The organism is Arthrobacter sp. ov118 (assembly GCF_900116495.1).
GTDB lineage: Bacteria > Actinomycetota > Actinomycetes > Actinomycetales > Micrococcaceae > Arthrobacter.
Genome location: NZ_FPAY01000002.1, coordinates 152,443 through 167,169 on the forward strand (window position 1 = coordinate 152,443; position 14,727 = coordinate 167,169).

Annotated in this window: 14 protein-coding genes and 1 other RNA gene; 8 read left to right on the plus strand and 7 right to left on the minus strand. The window is 66.7% G+C overall.

The features are described 5' to 3' along the window. Positions 1 to 8 precede the first annotated feature (8 nt). Both BM372_RS06110 and BM372_RS06115 read left to right on the plus strand, forming a co-directional pair. Positions 9 to 779 carry an SDR family oxidoreductase gene (locus tag BM372_RS06110; protein WP_090953229.1) on the plus strand — a complete coding sequence of 257 codons (771 nt, stop codon included), beginning with the start codon at positions 9 to 11 and terminating at the stop codon, positions 777 to 779. Continuing rightward, positions 779 to 1,843, plus strand: coding sequence for an L-idonate 5-dehydrogenase (locus tag BM372_RS06115; protein WP_090953231.1), 1,065 nt, complete (start codon positions 779 to 781; stop codon positions 1,841 to 1,843). The genes BM372_RS06110 and BM372_RS06115 overlap by 1 nt, the downstream gene beginning before the upstream one ends. Positions 1,844 to 1,890: 47 nt before the next feature. Here the strand turns inward: BM372_RS06115 and BM372_RS06120 are convergent, their stop codons facing one another. Continuing rightward, a complete protein-coding gene (locus BM372_RS06120) occupies positions 1,891 to 2,619 on the minus strand; it encodes a FadR/GntR family transcriptional regulator (RefSeq protein WP_090953233.1) in 729 nt (242 codons plus the stop codon). Between the two features lie 263 nt (positions 2,620 to 2,882). Between BM372_RS06120 and gndA the strand changes: the two genes are divergently transcribed. Beyond that, positions 2,883 to 4,319, plus strand: coding sequence for an NADP-dependent phosphogluconate dehydrogenase (gndA, locus tag BM372_RS06125; protein ID WP_090953235.1), 1,437 nt, complete (start codon positions 2,883 to 2,885; stop codon positions 4,317 to 4,319). 90 nt (positions 4,320 to 4,409) lie between these two features. Further along, the gene (locus tag BM372_RS06130; protein ID WP_090953237.1) at positions 4,410 to 5,243 is read left to right on the plus strand and encodes an oxidoreductase; all 834 of its coding nucleotides are present in this window, start codon (positions 4,410 to 4,412) and stop codon (positions 5,241 to 5,243) included. Between the two features lie 84 nt (positions 5,244 to 5,327). Here the strand turns inward: BM372_RS06130 and epsC are convergent, their stop codons facing one another. The 3 genes from epsC to msrA all read right to left on the minus strand — a co-directional run bounded on the left by epsC (position 5,328) and on the right by msrA (position 7,477). Continuing rightward, a complete protein-coding gene (gene epsC, locus BM372_RS06135) occupies positions 5,328 to 5,912 on the minus strand; it encodes a serine O-acetyltransferase EpsC (protein WP_090953239.1) in 585 nt (194 codons plus the stop codon). 39 nt (positions 5,913 to 5,951) lie between these two features. Continuing rightward, positions 5,952 to 6,887, minus strand: coding sequence for a cysteine synthase A (gene cysK / locus BM372_RS06140; protein WP_090953241.1), 936 nt, complete (start codon positions 6,885 to 6,887; stop codon positions 5,952 to 5,954). 65 nt (positions 6,888 to 6,952) lie between these two features. Beyond that, on the minus strand, positions 6,953 to 7,477 hold the full coding sequence (gene msrA, locus BM372_RS06145; RefSeq protein WP_090953244.1) for a peptide-methionine (S)-S-oxide reductase MsrA: 525 nt from the start codon (positions 7,475 to 7,477) through the stop codon (positions 6,953 to 6,955). Positions 7,478 to 7,575: 98 nt separating this feature from the next. Here msrA and BM372_RS06150 point away from each other — a divergent pair, with 98 nt between their 5' ends. Then, the gene (locus BM372_RS06150; RefSeq protein WP_090953246.1) at positions 7,576 to 8,535 is read left to right on the plus strand and encodes a Nif3-like dinuclear metal center hexameric protein; all 960 of its coding nucleotides are present in this window, start codon (positions 7,576 to 7,578) and stop codon (positions 8,533 to 8,535) included. Positions 8,536 to 8,596: 61 nt separating this feature from the next. Continuing rightward, on the plus strand, positions 8,597 to 9,334 hold the full coding sequence (locus BM372_RS06155; RefSeq protein ID WP_090953248.1) for a zinc ribbon domain-containing protein: 738 nt from the start codon (positions 8,597 to 8,599) through the stop codon (positions 9,332 to 9,334). A 7-nt stretch (positions 9,335 to 9,341) separates the two neighbouring features. On the opposite strand, the gene BM372_RS06160 is transcribed toward BM372_RS06155, so the two are convergent. Together BM372_RS06160 and BM372_RS06165 are read right to left on the minus strand one after the other, a co-directional pair. After that, positions 9,342 to 10,106, minus strand: coding sequence for a YaaA family protein (locus tag BM372_RS06160; RefSeq protein ID WP_090953250.1), 765 nt, complete (start codon positions 10,104 to 10,106; stop codon positions 9,342 to 9,344). Between the two features lie 24 nt (positions 10,107 to 10,130). Continuing rightward, positions 10,131 to 11,072, minus strand: a complete 942-nt coding sequence (locus tag BM372_RS06165) for an alpha/beta hydrolase (RefSeq protein WP_090953252.1) — start codon at positions 11,070 to 11,072, stop codon at positions 10,131 to 10,133. A 90-nt stretch (positions 11,073 to 11,162) separates the two neighbouring features. Here BM372_RS06165 and rnpB point away from each other — a divergent pair. Next, positions 11,163 to 11,554, plus strand: an RNA gene (gene rnpB / locus BM372_RS06170) — RNase P RNA component class A. A 56-nt stretch (positions 11,555 to 11,610) separates the two neighbouring features. Here the strand turns inward: rnpB and BM372_RS06175 are convergent. Further along, on the minus strand, positions 11,611 to 12,684 hold the full coding sequence (locus BM372_RS06175; protein WP_143111439.1) for a hypothetical protein: 1,074 nt from the start codon (positions 12,682 to 12,684) through the stop codon (positions 11,611 to 11,613). Positions 12,685 to 12,881: 197 nt separating this feature from the next. Between BM372_RS06175 and BM372_RS06180 the strand changes: the two genes are divergently transcribed. After that, positions 12,882 to 14,549 carry a GMC family oxidoreductase gene (locus BM372_RS06180; RefSeq protein ID WP_090953256.1) on the plus strand — a complete coding sequence of 556 codons (1,668 nt, stop codon included), beginning with the start codon at positions 12,882 to 12,884 and terminating at the stop codon, positions 14,547 to 14,549. The last annotated feature ends 178 nt before the right edge of the window (positions 14,550 to 14,727 follow it).

Sequence of the window (14,727 nt, forward strand, 5' to 3'; positions counted from 1 at the left end):
AGCGAACCATGAGTGGACTTTTTGACCTGACAGGCCGGACCGCCCTGGTCACCGGCTCCAGCCGCGGGATCGGCAACGCCCTGGCCCGGGCACTGGCCGACGCCGGCGCCACGGTGGTACTGAACGGCATCAACGCCGAGCGGCTCAAGGCCGCGGAAGCTGCAATGGCCGCGGACTACCCGCCGGGGCGGATCCACAGCTGCGCGTTCGACGTCACCAGCGACGCCGAGGCAGCCCGGGGCGTCGCCTGGGTGGAAGAAAACATCGGGCCACTTGAAATCCTGGTGAATAACGCCGGCATCCAGCACCGGGTGCCGATGCTCGAGCTCGATGTCGCCGACTGGGAGCGCGTGATCTCCACGGATCTGACCAGCGCCTTCCTCGTGGGCCGGGAGGCGGCGGGGCACATGATCCCGCGCGGCCACGGCAAGATCATCAACATCTGCTCGGTGCAGACAGACCTGGCCCGTCCCACGATCGCGCCCTACGTTGCGGCGAAGGGGGGCCTGCGGAACCTGACCCGTGCCATGACGGCGGAGTGGGCCGGATCCGGGCTGCAAATCAATGGCATCGCGCCGGGCTACATCCACACTGAAATGACCCAGAACCTCGTGGATGACCAGGCCTTCAATTCGTGGATCCTGGGCCGGACCCCGGCCCACCGGTGGGGGACCGTCCAGGACCTGGCCGGTCCCGCGGTGTGGCTGGCCTCCGACGGGTCGAACTTCGTCAACGGGCAGACGATCTTCGTCGACGGCGGAATGACGGTGGTGGTCTGATGGGCGGCGCAGCAGTGCTGCCGGCACGGACCGCAGCGGTGGTGGCCCACGCGGCGGGCGACCTGCGGATCGAGGACATGCCGGTAGCGGTGCCGCGACCCGATGAAGCGCTTATCGAAGTGGCCTTCGGCGGGATCTGCGGCTCGGATCTGCATTACTGGATGCATGGCGCAGCGGGGGAGTCCGTGCTCAGGGCGCCCATGATCCTGGGCCACGAGATCGTCGGAACCGTGATCCGGGCCGCGGCGGACGGTTCGGGACCCGGGGCCGGCACGGCCGTCGCGGTGCATCCGGCCACCCCGGGTCCCGGTGCCGCCAGGTACCCGGAAGACCGCCCGAACCTTTCCCCCGGCTGCACCTACCTGGGCAGCGCGGCCCGTTACCCGCACACCAACGGTGCGTTCAGCCGCTACGCCGCACTGCCTGCCCGGATGCTCCGGCCGCTGCCGGCGGGGCTGGAGCTGCGGACCGCGGCCCTGGCGGAACCGGCCGCCGTCGCCTGGCACGCCGTCTCGCGGGCCGGAAAGGTGGCTGGCAAGACGGCGCTGGTCATCGGCAGCGGTCCCATCGGGTCCTTGGCGGTGGCCGTCCTCAAGCGCGCCGGCGCGCGGCGGATCGTGGCGGTGGACATGCACGACCGGCCGCTGGAAATAGCGCGGGCTGTAGGGGCGGACGAGGTCCTGAAAGCCGACGACGCTGAAGCGATCGAGGCCGTGGAGGCCGACGTCGTGATCGAGTCCTCGGGAAACCACCACGGGCTGGCATCGGCCATCAAGGGCGCCGTGCGCGGCGGGACCGTGGTCATGGTGGGCCTGCTGCCCACCGGAATGCAGCCAGTGCCGATCTCGCTGGCCATCACGCGGGAACTCCAGCTGCGGGGGTCCTTCCGCTTCAACGATGAGATCGACGAGGTCATCGCGGCGCTAGCCGACGGATCGTTGGCGGTGGATCCCGTGGTCACCCACACGTTTCCGGTGGACCAAGGACTCGAGGCGTTCGGGGTGGCCAGGAACTCCGCCGAATCCGGAAAGGTCCTGCTGGACTTCAGGCCGGCCCCGGAGTGAGCCTGACGCCCCTAACAGCGGTGGCGCCCCTAAAAGCGTTGCCGCCTCTAAAATCGCTGGAACGGGACAAAAACCCGCGGCTGGTTCTTCCAGTCCGGCTCCATCTCGGAGATCGTCTCGCGCATGATCCGGTTGGAGGCCTCGCGCGCGGCCGCGGCATCCCCTGCGGCAATGGCTTCGGCGACGTCGACGTGCCACTGCAGCGCCGTCTCCCGCGGGTGGTCCGGCATCAGGCCGTGGAGGGTACGGCCGGTCAGGGTTTCCGTGACCTGACCCACCATGTTGGCGAACATCTCGTTGCCGGAGCCTGTCAGCAGCAGGGAGTGGAACAGAATGTCCAGCTCGAGGAACCTCGGCACGTCCCCGGCCTGCCCGGCCTCCCGCATGGCGTGGGAGATCTCCACGAGTTCCCGGCGGAGCTCGTCAGGGGCGTTGGCCGCGGCCAGCTCGGCAGCCACCGGTTCGACGGCGGTGCGGAGCTCGGCAAGGGAACGCAGCTGGGCGCCGCGGCCCTCGCCGGCCAGGCGCCAGCGGATCACTAGCGGGTCGAACGGGTTCCACCTGCTGGCGGGCAGCACGCGGATGCCGACACGCTTGATGGTCTCCACCAGGCCCAGGGACTGGAGAACGCGGACCGCCTCCCGGACCACCGAGCGGGAGACCTTGAGTTCATCCTCGAGGTGCTCGGCAAGCATGACGTGCCCGGCAGGAAGCTCGCCGGCGACGATCCGGCTCCCGAGGTGCTCAATGGCACGATGGTGGAGGCTGGTTGACATAGTCGTAAGCATAATGCGGCTGCACCCGTCCGGGCTGACCGGCGCAAAGGGCGCGGCGGATCATAGACTGTTTGTGACGCGCATTATTCCGCTACGTGGGCGCTGCTTTCCCGCAGCCCGCGGAAATACATATGGTTTATAGACAGCCACTGATCATCTAGAGCGGGTTCCGCCCACTGCGGCACGGCCTGCCCGAGCCCTGGAAGAACGTCATACATGAGTCGCCGTGCATCCATGGCGAACAGAAATGAATTGGAGTTTTGATGTCAGCACACATCGGTGTCACCGGCCTCGCGGTGATGGGGGCCAACCTCGCACGCAACCTGGCCCGGAACGGCTTCACCGTTGCCCTGCACAACCGGTCCGTGGAAAAGACGGACGCCCTGCTCGCCAAGCATGGTGACGACGGCGACTTCGTCCGCACGGAGACGCTGCAGGAACTCGTCGATTCGCTGGAGAAGCCGCGCCGGGTCCTGATCATGGTCAAGGCCGGCAAGCCGGTCGACTCGGTCATCGAGCAGCTCGAGCCGCTGCTGGAAGCTGGCGACATCATCATCGACGCCGGCAACTCCCACTACGAGGACACCCGCCGCCGCGAGGCCGCGCTGGCCAAGAAGGACCTGCACTTCGTCGGGATCGGCGTCTCCGGCGGCGAGGAGGGTGCCCTGAACGGCCCCTCGATCATGCCGGGCGGCTCCAAAGAGTCCTACGACGCCCTTGGCCCGCTGCTGGAAAAGATTGCCGCCCAGGTTGAGGGCCAGCCGTGCTGCGCATGGATCGGAACCGACGGTGCCGGACACTTCGTCAAGATGGTCCACAACGGCATCGAATACGCCGACATGCAGGTCATCGGCGAGGCCTTCGACCTCCTGCGCTCCGGCGCCGGGATCGAACCGGCCGAGCAGGCCAAGATCTTCGAAGAGTGGAACAAGGGCGACCTCGCCTCCTTCCTGATCGAAATCTCCGCCGAGGTCCTCGGCCACGTGGATGCGAAGACCGGCAAGCCGTTCGTCGACGTCGTGGTGGATGCCGCCGGCCAGAAGGGCACCGGCCGCTGGACGGTCATCTCCGCGCTTGAACTTGGCTCCCCGGTCTCTGGCATCGCCGAATCGGTCTTCGCCCGGGCCCTGTCCTCCCAAGCGGAGCAGCGCGTCCTGGCCCAGGAACTGCTGACCGGCGCCGAAGCCGCCGTCGAGGTTCCGGAAAGCTTCGTCGAAGACGTCCGCCAGGCGCTCTACGCCTCCAAGCTGGTCTCCTACGCCCAGGGCCTGGACATGCTGACCTCCGCCGCGAAGGAATACGGCTGGGACCTGAAGCTGGACGAGATCGCCTCGCTGTGGCGCGGCGGCTGCATCATCCGTGCGGAACTGCTCAAGGAAATCACCAAGGCGTACGCCGCCGCGGAAAAGCCGGCCAACCTGCTGTTCGCCCCGGCGTTCACCAAGGCGATCGCCGAGGTCCTGCCGGCCTGGCGCCGCGTGGTCGCCACGGCGGTCCAGCTCGGCATCCCGGTGCCGGTGTTCTCCTCCTCGCTGGCCTACTACGACGGCCTGCGCCGCAAGCGCCTGCCGGCCGCCGTCATCCAGGGCCAGCGCGACCTGTTCGGTGCGCACACCTACGGCCGCGTTGACACCGAGGGCACGTTCCACACCCTGTGGGGCGAGGACAAGTCCGAAATCGAGGCAGTCGACACCCACTAGGCACCGCCCCGGACGGCCGGCTCTTTCCAGATACTCTGGGAGGCGCCGGCCGTTCGTGTATCCGGCCGCACCTGCTAAGGAGTTCAGCCCATGCCCCAGCCCGTAGCATTTGTCACCGGTGCATCCACGGGCATCGGCTTCGAAACGGCGAAGAAGCTCGCCGCGGCCGGCTTCACGGTTTATGCCGGTGCCCGACGGGTGGAAAAAATGGAGCCGCTGTTGGCTTCCGGCGTCAATGTGGTGGCCCTGGACGTAACGGACGAAGCCTCGATGAGCGCCGCCGTCGAAAGGGTGCTGGCCGCCCACGGCCGGATCGACGTGCTGGTCAACAACGCGGGCTACGGGACGTACGGATCCCTTGAGGAAGTGGACCTGGCGGAGGGGCGGCGGCAGTTCGACGTCAACGTCTTCGGCCTGGCACGGATGACGCAGCTGGTGATCCCTGCCATGCGGGCCGGGCGTGCCGGAAGGATCATCAACATCTCCTCCATTGGCGGAAAGATGTACGAGCCGTTGGGCGCCTGGTACCACGCGACGAAGTTCGCGGTGGAAGGCCTCAGCGATTCCCTGCGGCTGGAGCTAAAGCCGCACGGCATCAAGGTTGCCATCATTGAGCCCGCCGGGACGGCGTCGGAGTGGGGCTCCATCGCGGCGCAGGGGCTTCTGGCAAGCTCGGGGAGCGGGCCCTACGCGGCCCAGGCCACGGCGGTGGCGGCGGCACTGGGCACTACAGTGAATCCGGCGACCTCGACGCACCCGGAACAGGTGGCGGAGGCGATCCTGCATGCCGCTACCGCGCGGCGGCCCAAGACGCGCTACCCGGTGGGTGCCAGCGCCAAGGGGATTTTGCTGCTGCGCCACCTGCTGCCGGACCGGGCGTTCGACGCCCTGCTCTGGAACGCCTACAAGCGTCTTCCCCGGTAGAGCCGCCGGCCGCGGGCGTGCCCGGTGGGCCGGTCGCCGCGGAACCGCCAGCGGAACTCCCGGTCGGGGCCCGCCGGCCACGCCCTAAATGTGGTAATCGATCAGGTATTCGGCGGGGTCGACGGCGGGTTTGGTCTCGCGCTGGGCGTCGCGGTGCCGCCACGTGGCGGGCACACCTGTAACAATCGATTCGGCCGGGGCATCCTTGACCACCACGGCGTTAGCACCGACGGCACTGTCCCGGCCGATCGTGATGGGCCCCAGGACCTTGGCCCCGGCGCCGATCACCACGCGGTCCTCGATGGTGGGGTGCCGCTTGATCTTCGCCAGCGAGCGGCCGCCGAGCGTCACGCCGTGGTAGATCATGACGTCCTCGCCGATCTCGGCGGTCTCGCCGATGACCACGCCCATGCCATGGTCGATGAAGAAGCGCCGGCCGATGGTGGCTCCGGGGTGGATCTCAATGCCGGTGAGGAACCGGGCCAGCTGGGAGATCAGCCGGGCCGGAAACCGCAGTGCGGGATTTTGCCACAGCCGGTGCGTCAGGCGGTGGAACCAGATCGCGTGCAGGCCGGAGTAGGCGAAGAAATTCTCAAAAGAACCCCGCGCCGCCGGGTCGTGCGACCGGGCGGCGTCGAGGTCTTCCTTCAGTCTTGCGAAGAAGCTCACAAAGACCTTTCTGGGCATTCGTGGGGCAGCGGCTGGTACTTAGCCGCGGATGTCGTCGTACAGCACGGTGGAGATGTAGCGCTCACCGAAGTCGCAGACGACCGCAACAATGAGTTTACCGGCGTTCTCCGGGCGCTTGGCGACCTCCAGGGCGGCCCAGACGATCGCGCCGGAAGAGATGCCGCCCAGGATGCCTTCCTTGATGCCGAGATCGCGCGCGACGCGGACGGAATCCTCCAGCGTGGCGTCGATCACCTCGTCGTAGACGTTGGTGTCAAGGATCTCGGGGACGAAGTTCGCGCCGAGGCCCTGGATTTTGTGCGGGCCGGGGGCGCCGCCGTTGAGGATGGCGGAGTCCTTCGGCTCGACGGCGACGATCTGCACGTCCGGCTTGCGCTCCTTCAGGACCTGGCCCACGCCGGTGACGGTGCCGCCAGTGCCGACGCCGGCGACGAAGATGTCCACCAAGCCGTTCGTGTCGGCCCAGACTTCCTCGGCGGTGGTGCGGCGGTGGACCTCCGGGTTGGCCTCGTTGGCGAACTGCTGGGCCCAGATGGAGTTCTCCGTGTTGGCCACGATCTCCTGGGCCTTCTCCACGGCGCCGCGCATGCCCTCGGACCCGGGGGTCAGGACGATCTCGGCACCGTAGGCGCGAAGCATCACGCGGCGCTCGGTGGACATGGTCTCGGGCATGGTCAGGATGACCTTGTAGCCGCGGGCCGCGCCGACCATGGCCAGGGCGATGCCGGTGTTGCCGGAGGTGCCTTCGACGATCGTGCCGCCGGGCTTGAGGGCACCGGACTTCTCCGCCGCATCGATGATGGCGACGCCGATCCGGTCCTTGACGCTGTTGGCCGGGTTGTAGAACTCCAGCTTGACGGCCACCGTGGCCTCCAGGCCTTCGGTCAGCCGGTTCAGCCGGACGAGCGGGGTTCCGCCAACCAGCTGGGTAACATCGTCATAGATCGGTGCCATGTATGTATGCCTGTCTCTGAAGAGGGATAACTTTGGTCAGCCTAACGAGCGCTGGCAGACCCAAGCTAAGAATTAAGCCACGCAGAGTAATATTTCCTGGCCTTGGCCAGCTTCGGGTTGATGATGACCTGGCAGTAGCCCTGCTCCGGGTATTTGGCGTAGAAGTCCTGGTGGAAATCCTCGGCCACATGGAACTTCGGCAGCCGGCTGACCTCGGTGACGATCGGGTGCCGCCACAGCTCCTGGTTCCGTTCGATGGCCTCCTCGAACAGGATTTTTTCCTCGGTGGTCTCGTAGAACATCGAGGAACGGTACTGGGTCCCGACGTCGTAGCCCTGGCGGTTCAGGGTGGTGGGGTCGTGGAGGGCGAAGAACATGTCCAGGATGACCTCGGCGGGGATGACGTCCTCGTCGAACGTCACGGCCACCACCTCGGCATGGCCTGTGGTGCCGGAGCACACAGAGTAGTAATCGGGGTTGTGGTCATGGCCTCCGGTGTAGCCCGAAATGACCGAACTGACACCCTTGGTTTTCTGGTAGACGGCGTCGAGGCACCAGAAGCAGCCTCCGCCGAGGACAAAAGTTCTCATGATCTCTTCAATGGTTCGGCGCCTCCGATGATTCCCCATCCACCTTACGAGACTGTTACAAGTGCCGGGGCTGACCATGGATAGGGTAAAAATGGGGTATGGAACCTGTGAACACCGATGTTTCAGCTGAGTCCGACGGCGCTGCAGCCGCCCCCGACGCCGGTACCGGCGCCCGGGACGCCCCCGGCGCCGCGACCCTGGGAACCACGACCCTGGGAACCACGACGCTGGGAGCGATCCAGCTGGCGGTGGAGGAACTCTGGCCAGAATCGCTGGCCGAGGACTGGGACGAGGTGGGTCTCGTGGCAGGCCATCCGGACGCCGAGGTGCGCAAGGTTATGTTCGCCGTCGATCCGACCAGCGAGGTGATCGAGGAAGCGATCGACTTCGGCGCCGAGCTCCTGATCACCCACCATCCGCTGCTGCTCAGAGGTGTGACGAGCGTTGCCGCCAACACGGCCAAGGGCAGGGCCGTCCACCGCCTCATCGAGTCCGGCACCGCGCTCATGACTGTGCACACCAACGGCGACTCCGCCGTCGGAGGCGTCTCCGATGTTCTGGCCGACGCGCTGGGACTGCAGGACGTGGCCCCCCTGACGCCTGCCGCGAACGGGCTCCCGGAGGAAGGCATCGGCCGCGTCGGCGACCTCGAAGAGGCGCTGACCCTGGGGGACTTCGCCGCCCGCGTATTCGGCATCCTGCCCTCCGTGGCCGGCGGGGTCCGGGTATCCGGGGACCGGGACGGCATCGTCCGGCGGGTGGCTGTCTGCGGCGGCGCCGGCGACTCCCTCTTCGGCGAGGTCCGGGCCAGCAACGCCGACGTCTACCTGACCGCGGATCTGCGCCACCACCCGGCGTCGGAAGCCCGCGAAGCCGCGGTCAATGACCGGCCGTACCTGATTGACGTTTCCCACTTCGCCAGCGAGTGGCTGTGGCTGCCCGCGGCCGCCGAAGCGCTGGGCAACGTGCTCGCCGACCAGGGACACGACGTCGAGATCCGGGTCAGTACCACCAACAGCGATCCGTGGGACTTCATTCTGACTCCGGGCGGGGACTAGAGTTAGGAAGCGCCGCGACGGTGCCCGGCTACGGCCGGATGGGAACAAGCGGAGGTAAAGAGTGGCTAAGGCAGCACCGGCGGAACAATTGAAGTTGCTTGACTTGCAGGGACTGGACGCCAAGCTCAAATCCCTGTCCAGCCGCCGCCGAAGCCTTGAAAGCGACTCCCGGATCACCGACCTGGAAGCAGCCCTCAGCGTGGCCAACGGGGAACTCGGTGCCGCCAAGATGGCCGTCCACGATGCTGAGCTGGAACTCAAGCGTGCCGAGGCCGACGTTGAACAGGTGACGTCCCGGATCGAGCGTGACGAGGCGCGGCTGAACAGCGGCACCGGACTCTCCAAGGACCTCGTCGCCCTCCAGCGTGACCTCGTCTCCCTCAACAAGCGCCGCTCCGACCTCGAAGACGTTGAGCTCGAGGTCCTGGAACGGCTGGACTCGCTCCGTGCCCGCCAGGCTGCGCAGCAGCAAATCGTCGACGACATCCAGGGCTCGTTCGGCTCCATCCGTGCCGAGCTGGACGAGCAGTTGGCTGAGATCGCTGCCGAGGCCACCGTGGTGCGCGGGCAGCGCGCCGAGTTCGCCGGGGGACTGGACGCGGGAATGCTCGCGGTCTATGAGAAGACCCTGGCCAAGCGCGGGGTGGGCGCTGCGCGGCTCTTCCACGGCACCTCCGAAGGCTCCGGGATGCAGCTGAGCCCGGGCGACCTCGCCGAGATCAAGGCCGCGGCCGAGGACGACATCGTCTTTTGCCCGGATTCCGGCTGCATCCTGGTCCGCTCGGCTGAGTGGGCCTAGGCGGTTCCTAGCCCGGCAGGATGATGTTCAGGGTGTGCGGCTTCCGGGCCGTGCCCTCAACAAGCTCCGCAACCCACTTTTCCGACGCCGCCTTCTGCAACTGGGCGGCCGTCTGGGGCGCCTTGCCTCTGCGGCTGAGCAAATGCCGGGCCAGCTCGCCCCGGGTGTGCTTGGCGAAGTGGCTGACCACCTTGCGCACGCCGGCTGTCTCGGTGAAGACATTCACGGCCACCGTCTGTTCCGCCGGGGGAGTCCAGGCCGCCGCGTAGGTGCTGGACCGGCAGTCCACCAGCAGTTCGCCCGCGGTGGCCGCCGCCAGGGCATCGTTCAGCAGCGGCTTCCAGAAAGCGGCGAGCCGTCCGACGTCGGGCAGCGAGGTCCCCATCGACAGCCGGTAGGCCGGCACGCGGTCGGCGAAGCGGATGGCACCCCACAGCGCGGACACCACCAACACCGAATCGTCCGCCTTCTTTCGCTGCGCCGGGGTCAGGGAGTCGTAGCCCAGGGCGTCGTAGAGCACGCCCGAATACACCTGATGGGCCGGGGCGGCCGGTTCGGCGTGCAGGCGGGTGTTGCGTTCGACGTCGGCACTCAGCGACGCCCCGACGCCCAGCAGCGCCAAGGCGTCCTCGTGCGCGCTGACGGTGCCGAGTGCGTCGAGGACCGCAGCCCGGGAGCTGTTGAGGGCGGGAAAGCTCAGTGCGCTCCAGTCGGCGGCGTCCCCGCCGGTCGCGGGAGTCTTGCCCTCGGAGGGCGGCAACAGAATTAGCACCGTACGATCTTACCGGCGGCGGGTTCAGGCGAGGTTGTAGCCGAGAAAGGACACCACCTCTGGCAGGATGGTCCGCCAGTAGTGGTAGTCGTGGCCGCCGGGCCGGAACCCGCCCTCGACGTCGCCCGGCAGTCCTGCGCGGTATGCACGAACCGTTGCGGCAAGGTCGTCCCCGGTGCCGCAGTCGATCCGCTTGGGCACGGCCGCGAGCCGGGGCCGGAGCGCGAACACATCATGTGCCGCGAAATCGGCCGGGCCGTCGAAGGCGGATCCCTCCCGTGGGTCGTAGTGGTCCCAGACCGCCGGACTCATGGCCGCGACGGCGCGGACTCCGGGCAGCCGGCCCTGCGAGGCCAGCAGCAGGGAACCGAAGCCGCCCATGGAAATGCCGAAGAGGCCGATCCTGCCAAGGTCGTAGCCCTGGCCGCCCAGGAACGGAACAAATTCCCTGACCAGCATCGACTGCGTGTCGCTGCCGTCCGCGCGGGCGTGCCACCAGGTGTTTCCGCCGTCCACCGCGGCGATCGCGAAGGGCGGGCCGCCGGCGTCGAGGTGCCGTTGGAGGGTCTCATGGGCGGCCAGATCGCCCAGCAGGACCGTGTGGCTGCCGCCCACTCCGTGCAGAAACACAGCCAGGGGCAGTTGGGGCTGCGCGCCGCCGGGCGGCATTCCGGGGGCTGCCAGCGACCAGTGGCTGGTGGTCCCGGGGCGGAAAGCCGAGACGAACGAACCGGTGCTGGTCCGGACTGTCAGCGGGGCAGGCGCCAACGGCGCTGTCGCCGTCGCTGTCGCCGGCGCTGTCGCCGTCGCTGTCGGTCCGGCGGGCGGCGGTGTCGGCGCGGGCGGCACGGGTGGGGATGTCCCCGCGGGCGCGATGCCGGCGGTGCAGGCCGTGAGGGCAGACGCCCCAAGGCTGACTCCTGCCAGCTCAAGCAGCCGGCGCCGGGTCAGACCGGACTCCTCCATCCCTCGATCATAAGCCTGTGAACACCTCCGGTGCAGACCTGGCATCGGATGCGGCGCCGCCACCGGGGAGCCCGTAGACTGGACAACGGATGGGTTGACCAGGCGGCCGCGCGCCACGCAAGTGGCTCGAGGAACGTCCGGGCTCCGCAGAGCAGGGTGGTGGGTAACGCCCACTCGGGGTAACCCGCAGGCCAGTGCCACAGAAAACAGACCGCCTGCATCGCGCCGATTTGAAAGCGGCACGAAGCAGGTAAGGGTGAAACGGTGGTGTAAGAGACCACCAGCTTCCCGGGTGACCGGGAAGGCTAGGTAAACCCCACCCGGAGCAAGGCCAGACAGGACGCGATTGAGGGCTGCTCGCCCGAGTGTCCGGGTAGGCCGCTGGAGGGCGTCGGCAACGGCGTCCGTAGATGGATGGCCGCTACTCCCGCGCCGGCAACAGCGCGGGAACACAGAACCCGGCGTATCGGTCAACCCATCCACTTAACCGAATCAGGTAACGGGCCGTGGGCCAGGTTTTTGCGCGCTTCGCCAAGGGTCAGTGACCCAGCAGTTTCGCTGGCTGCATCTTGCCCCGGACTCCGTCCAGCCGGTGGTGCTGGAGCACCAGGACCCGCGCGTCAGTGATCACGGAAGGGTTGTTGTTCACGACCTGCACCGAGACGAGTTTGCCCTCGTAATTGAGTGCGCCCTCTGCCTCGTAGGCATATTTCGGGTTCGTGAGGTACCCGGGCTTGAGTTTATTGACCAAATTCCTAAAGTCGCTGCGGGTGTATTTGCAGGCCACCGCCAGTTTACCGTTGGAGTCCCATGCCTGGAACGTGGGGCTCTGCGCCGGATTACCTTGGATGAGGTAGAAGTAACTGCCGACCCAAGCCAAGCCCTGGTTCTTTCCTGCGGTCCTCGCCCCGGCCTGCGCAGGAATGGTTGCCACCAGCCGGGGAGCGCCGGCGCGGACACTGCTCCAGTCGTAAATGTAGAAGTGTTTCACCGATATGGTGTTCGCGTCTGTCGTGACCAGATATCCGCCGGATACGTCCGCCCGCCATATGCCTTTTATGGGAATGTTGGCGCCCTTGGTTCCGGTGGTGTAGTTGTAGATCGCGTAGGTGGATGAATGCGCATATCCTCCGCCGGTTGCCCTAATGATGAAACACAGCTGCCCCCTTTTGTTGTAGAACCAGGGCAATGCTTCCGTCCAGCACTTATCCTCGGTTCTAATAGTTCTCGAGGACTTTCTGGCTCCTGACGGCAGGGCCCGCACGTCAATCCGCAGTTGGGTGCCATTCTGGTTCGACACATAGATTTCCTTGGCAGCCTGGTTGATCGACACGCCTTGTGGCCACGTTGTTTGGCCTTTTTCCCGGGCGGGAAACTCGCAGAGGAGCGCCACGCTATTGAGGTAGGCGAACGGGCTGGAGTTGAGTTGGAAATCGCTTCTGTAGCCCGTCCGGGGGACGGCGGGGTTGGCGACCGCGCCGTGGTCAGCCGCCGTGGCGGCGTTGTTCAGTGCTGTGGCTACGGCTGCTAGCGCGCCTGTTAACCAGGCCCGCCGCGTCAATATCCGCCGCTGCATTGCGCTGAAGGAAGTTCCTCGGGGCGACGGCCCCATTGCAGAGCCCCTCATAAACCGTAAGGTACTCAGGAGCCCCCGGGCCGTCTAGGGTCTTTCGGCGTTCCGGCTGTCCGTAATTGCCGCGCCATGCCGGAACACTAAGCTGCAGAGAATGCTTGACATAGATCGGGCGTGGCCCGACACTTCAGTGAACGCTTCAAATCGGTGCATGGATTTATGGTTGAGGAGCCAAGGTGCCGGACGATGCAGCATACGACTATGTAATTGCGGGGGGTGGAACGGGCGGCAGCGTCCTGGCCGGCAGGCTAAGTGAAGACCCGTCTGTTCGCGTACTCCTGCTCGAGGCCGGCAGATCCGACCGCCATCCCTTCATCCATATGCCCGCCGGCTTCCCCAGACTCAAGGGAGGCCCCTATCAATGGGGCTATAGAAGCGTTCCGCAAAAGTACAGCAACGGCCGTCGCATCCCGCTCGCCCAAGGCCGCGTGCTCGGCGGCGGAGGGTCCATCAACTCCCAGGTCTTCACCACGGGGGTGGCCGCGGACTACGACGGCTGGGCCGTGGACTACGGATGCGAAGGCTGGTCCGCAGAGGAGGTGCGCAAGTATTTCGTCCGCTCGGAGGCAAACTCCAGACTCTCAGGACCCCACCACGGAACCCAGGGACCGCTCGGCGTCTCGGACCTCCGGCGTCCGCACACTCTCTCGGCCGCCTTCGTGCAGGCAGGCCAGGAGTTTGGGCTGCCCTACAACAGCGATTTCAACGGTGCCGAACAGCTCGGCGTCGGCTTCTACCAGACCACCACCAAGAACGGCCGCCGGTGCAGCGCAGCCGTCGCCTATCTGAAACCCGCGCGCAAACGGCCCAATCTCACTGTTCGCGTCAATGTGACCGTCTCAAAAGTAATCATCAAGAATGCCCGCGCCACCGGCATCCAGACGATCGAACGCGGCGTGGTGCGGACCTACAGCGCACGGCGTGAAGTGATCGTCGCCAGCGGCGCTTTCGGCTCGCCGAAGTTGCTGCAGCTCTCAGGCATTGGCGACCCGGCAGACCTAGCTGCAGCCGGCATCGACGTCCTCCACGCGCTGCCGGGCGTCGGGAAGAACCTGCAGGACCACCTGGATCTGGACATCATCTACGAACTCACCGACGACCACAGCCTGGACCGGTTCAATCGCGTGCGCCCGGCGACCGCCATGGCCGGCCTGGAGTACCTGGCCTTCCGGTCAGGACCGTTCGCCTCCAACCTCGTGGAGGCCGGTGGCTTCAGCTATGCCAACACCGAAGAGTTGACCCCGGACCTGCAGTTCCACTTCCTGCCCGCGGCGAGGTCGGAGCCGGGCATAGCGTCGCTGCGGCCCGGATTCGGGGCGACGCTGAACTCGTACTTCCTGCGCCCCCGCAGTCGGGGGACCGTACGCGTCGCGTCCGCGGACCCCACAATGACCCCGCTCATCGATCCGAATTTCCTCGCGGACGACTACGATCTCGAGGAAACGATCGCCGGCGTGCAGCAGAGCCGCCAGATCATGGGGCAGGCATCGATGGCAGCCTTCATCAAGAAGGAGCACATCGGCGACGGCTCTCGGGTGGCAACCCGCGACGAGTACGTGAAGTTCGTTCGCTCCTACGGACGGACCTCATACCACCCGGTTGGCACCTGCGCGATGGGTACCACCGATGATTCTGTCGTCTCCCCGCGGCTGAAGGTCTATGGGCTGGAGGGATTGCGCGTCGTTGACTCCTCGATCATGCCCCGACTGATCAGTGCGAACACTCAGGCGCCCACCATCATGATCGCGGAAAAGGCCGTCGACATGATCCTCGAGGACGCAGCTGCCGCGGCCCCGGGCGTGAGTGGCTTGGCCGGCTCCTACAGGGGCCCGAACGGTGTGTGAGTCATTTCACGCGTAACCGGGCAGCGTAGGCCGCCGGGCCGCCCGTAGTATTGAAGGCGAACGTAGAAGTTCCGCCGCCGGGCCTGCGTTCGCAGCCGGCGGTTTTCTTTGCGCTCAGCGAGGCGCCCGGGGTGGACCGAATCCCCGGTGCCGCCAGGTACCCGGACACCCGCCGGCG

Excerpts from the sequence above, each read along its gene's own strand:
- BM372_RS06110 (WP_090953229.1), top strand. The coding sequence starts at position 9 with ATGAGTGGACTTTTTGACCTGACAGGCCGGACCGCCCTGGTCACCGGC.
- BM372_RS06115 (WP_090953231.1), top strand. The coding sequence starts at position 779 with ATGGGCGGCGCAGCAGTGCTGCCGGCACGGACCGCAGCGGTGGTGGCC.
- BM372_RS06120 (WP_090953233.1), bottom strand. The coding sequence starts at position 2,619 with ATGTCAACCAGCCTCCACCATCGTGCCATTGAGCACCTCGGGAGCCGG.
- gndA (WP_090953235.1), top strand. The coding sequence starts at position 2,883 with ATGTCAGCACACATCGGTGTCACCGGCCTCGCGGTGATGGGGGCCAAC.
- BM372_RS06130 (WP_090953237.1), top strand. The coding sequence starts at position 4,410 with ATGCCCCAGCCCGTAGCATTTGTCACCGGTGCATCCACGGGCATCGGC.
- cysK (WP_090953241.1), bottom strand. The coding sequence starts at position 6,887 with ATGGCACCGATCTATGACGATGTTACCCAGCTGGTTGGCGGAACCCCG.
- msrA (WP_090953244.1), bottom strand. The coding sequence starts at position 7,477 with ATGAGAACTTTTGTCCTCGGCGGAGGCTGCTTCTGGTGCCTCGACGCC.
- BM372_RS06150 (WP_090953246.1), top strand. The coding sequence starts at position 7,576 with ATGGAACCTGTGAACACCGATGTTTCAGCTGAGTCCGACGGCGCTGCA.
- BM372_RS06165 (WP_090953252.1), bottom strand. The coding sequence starts at position 11,072 with ATGGAGGAGTCCGGTCTGACCCGGCGCCGGCTGCTTGAGCTGGCAGGA.
- BM372_RS06175 (WP_143111439.1), bottom strand. The coding sequence starts at position 12,684 with ATGGGGCCGTCGCCCCGAGGAACTTCCTTCAGCGCAATGCAGCGGCGG.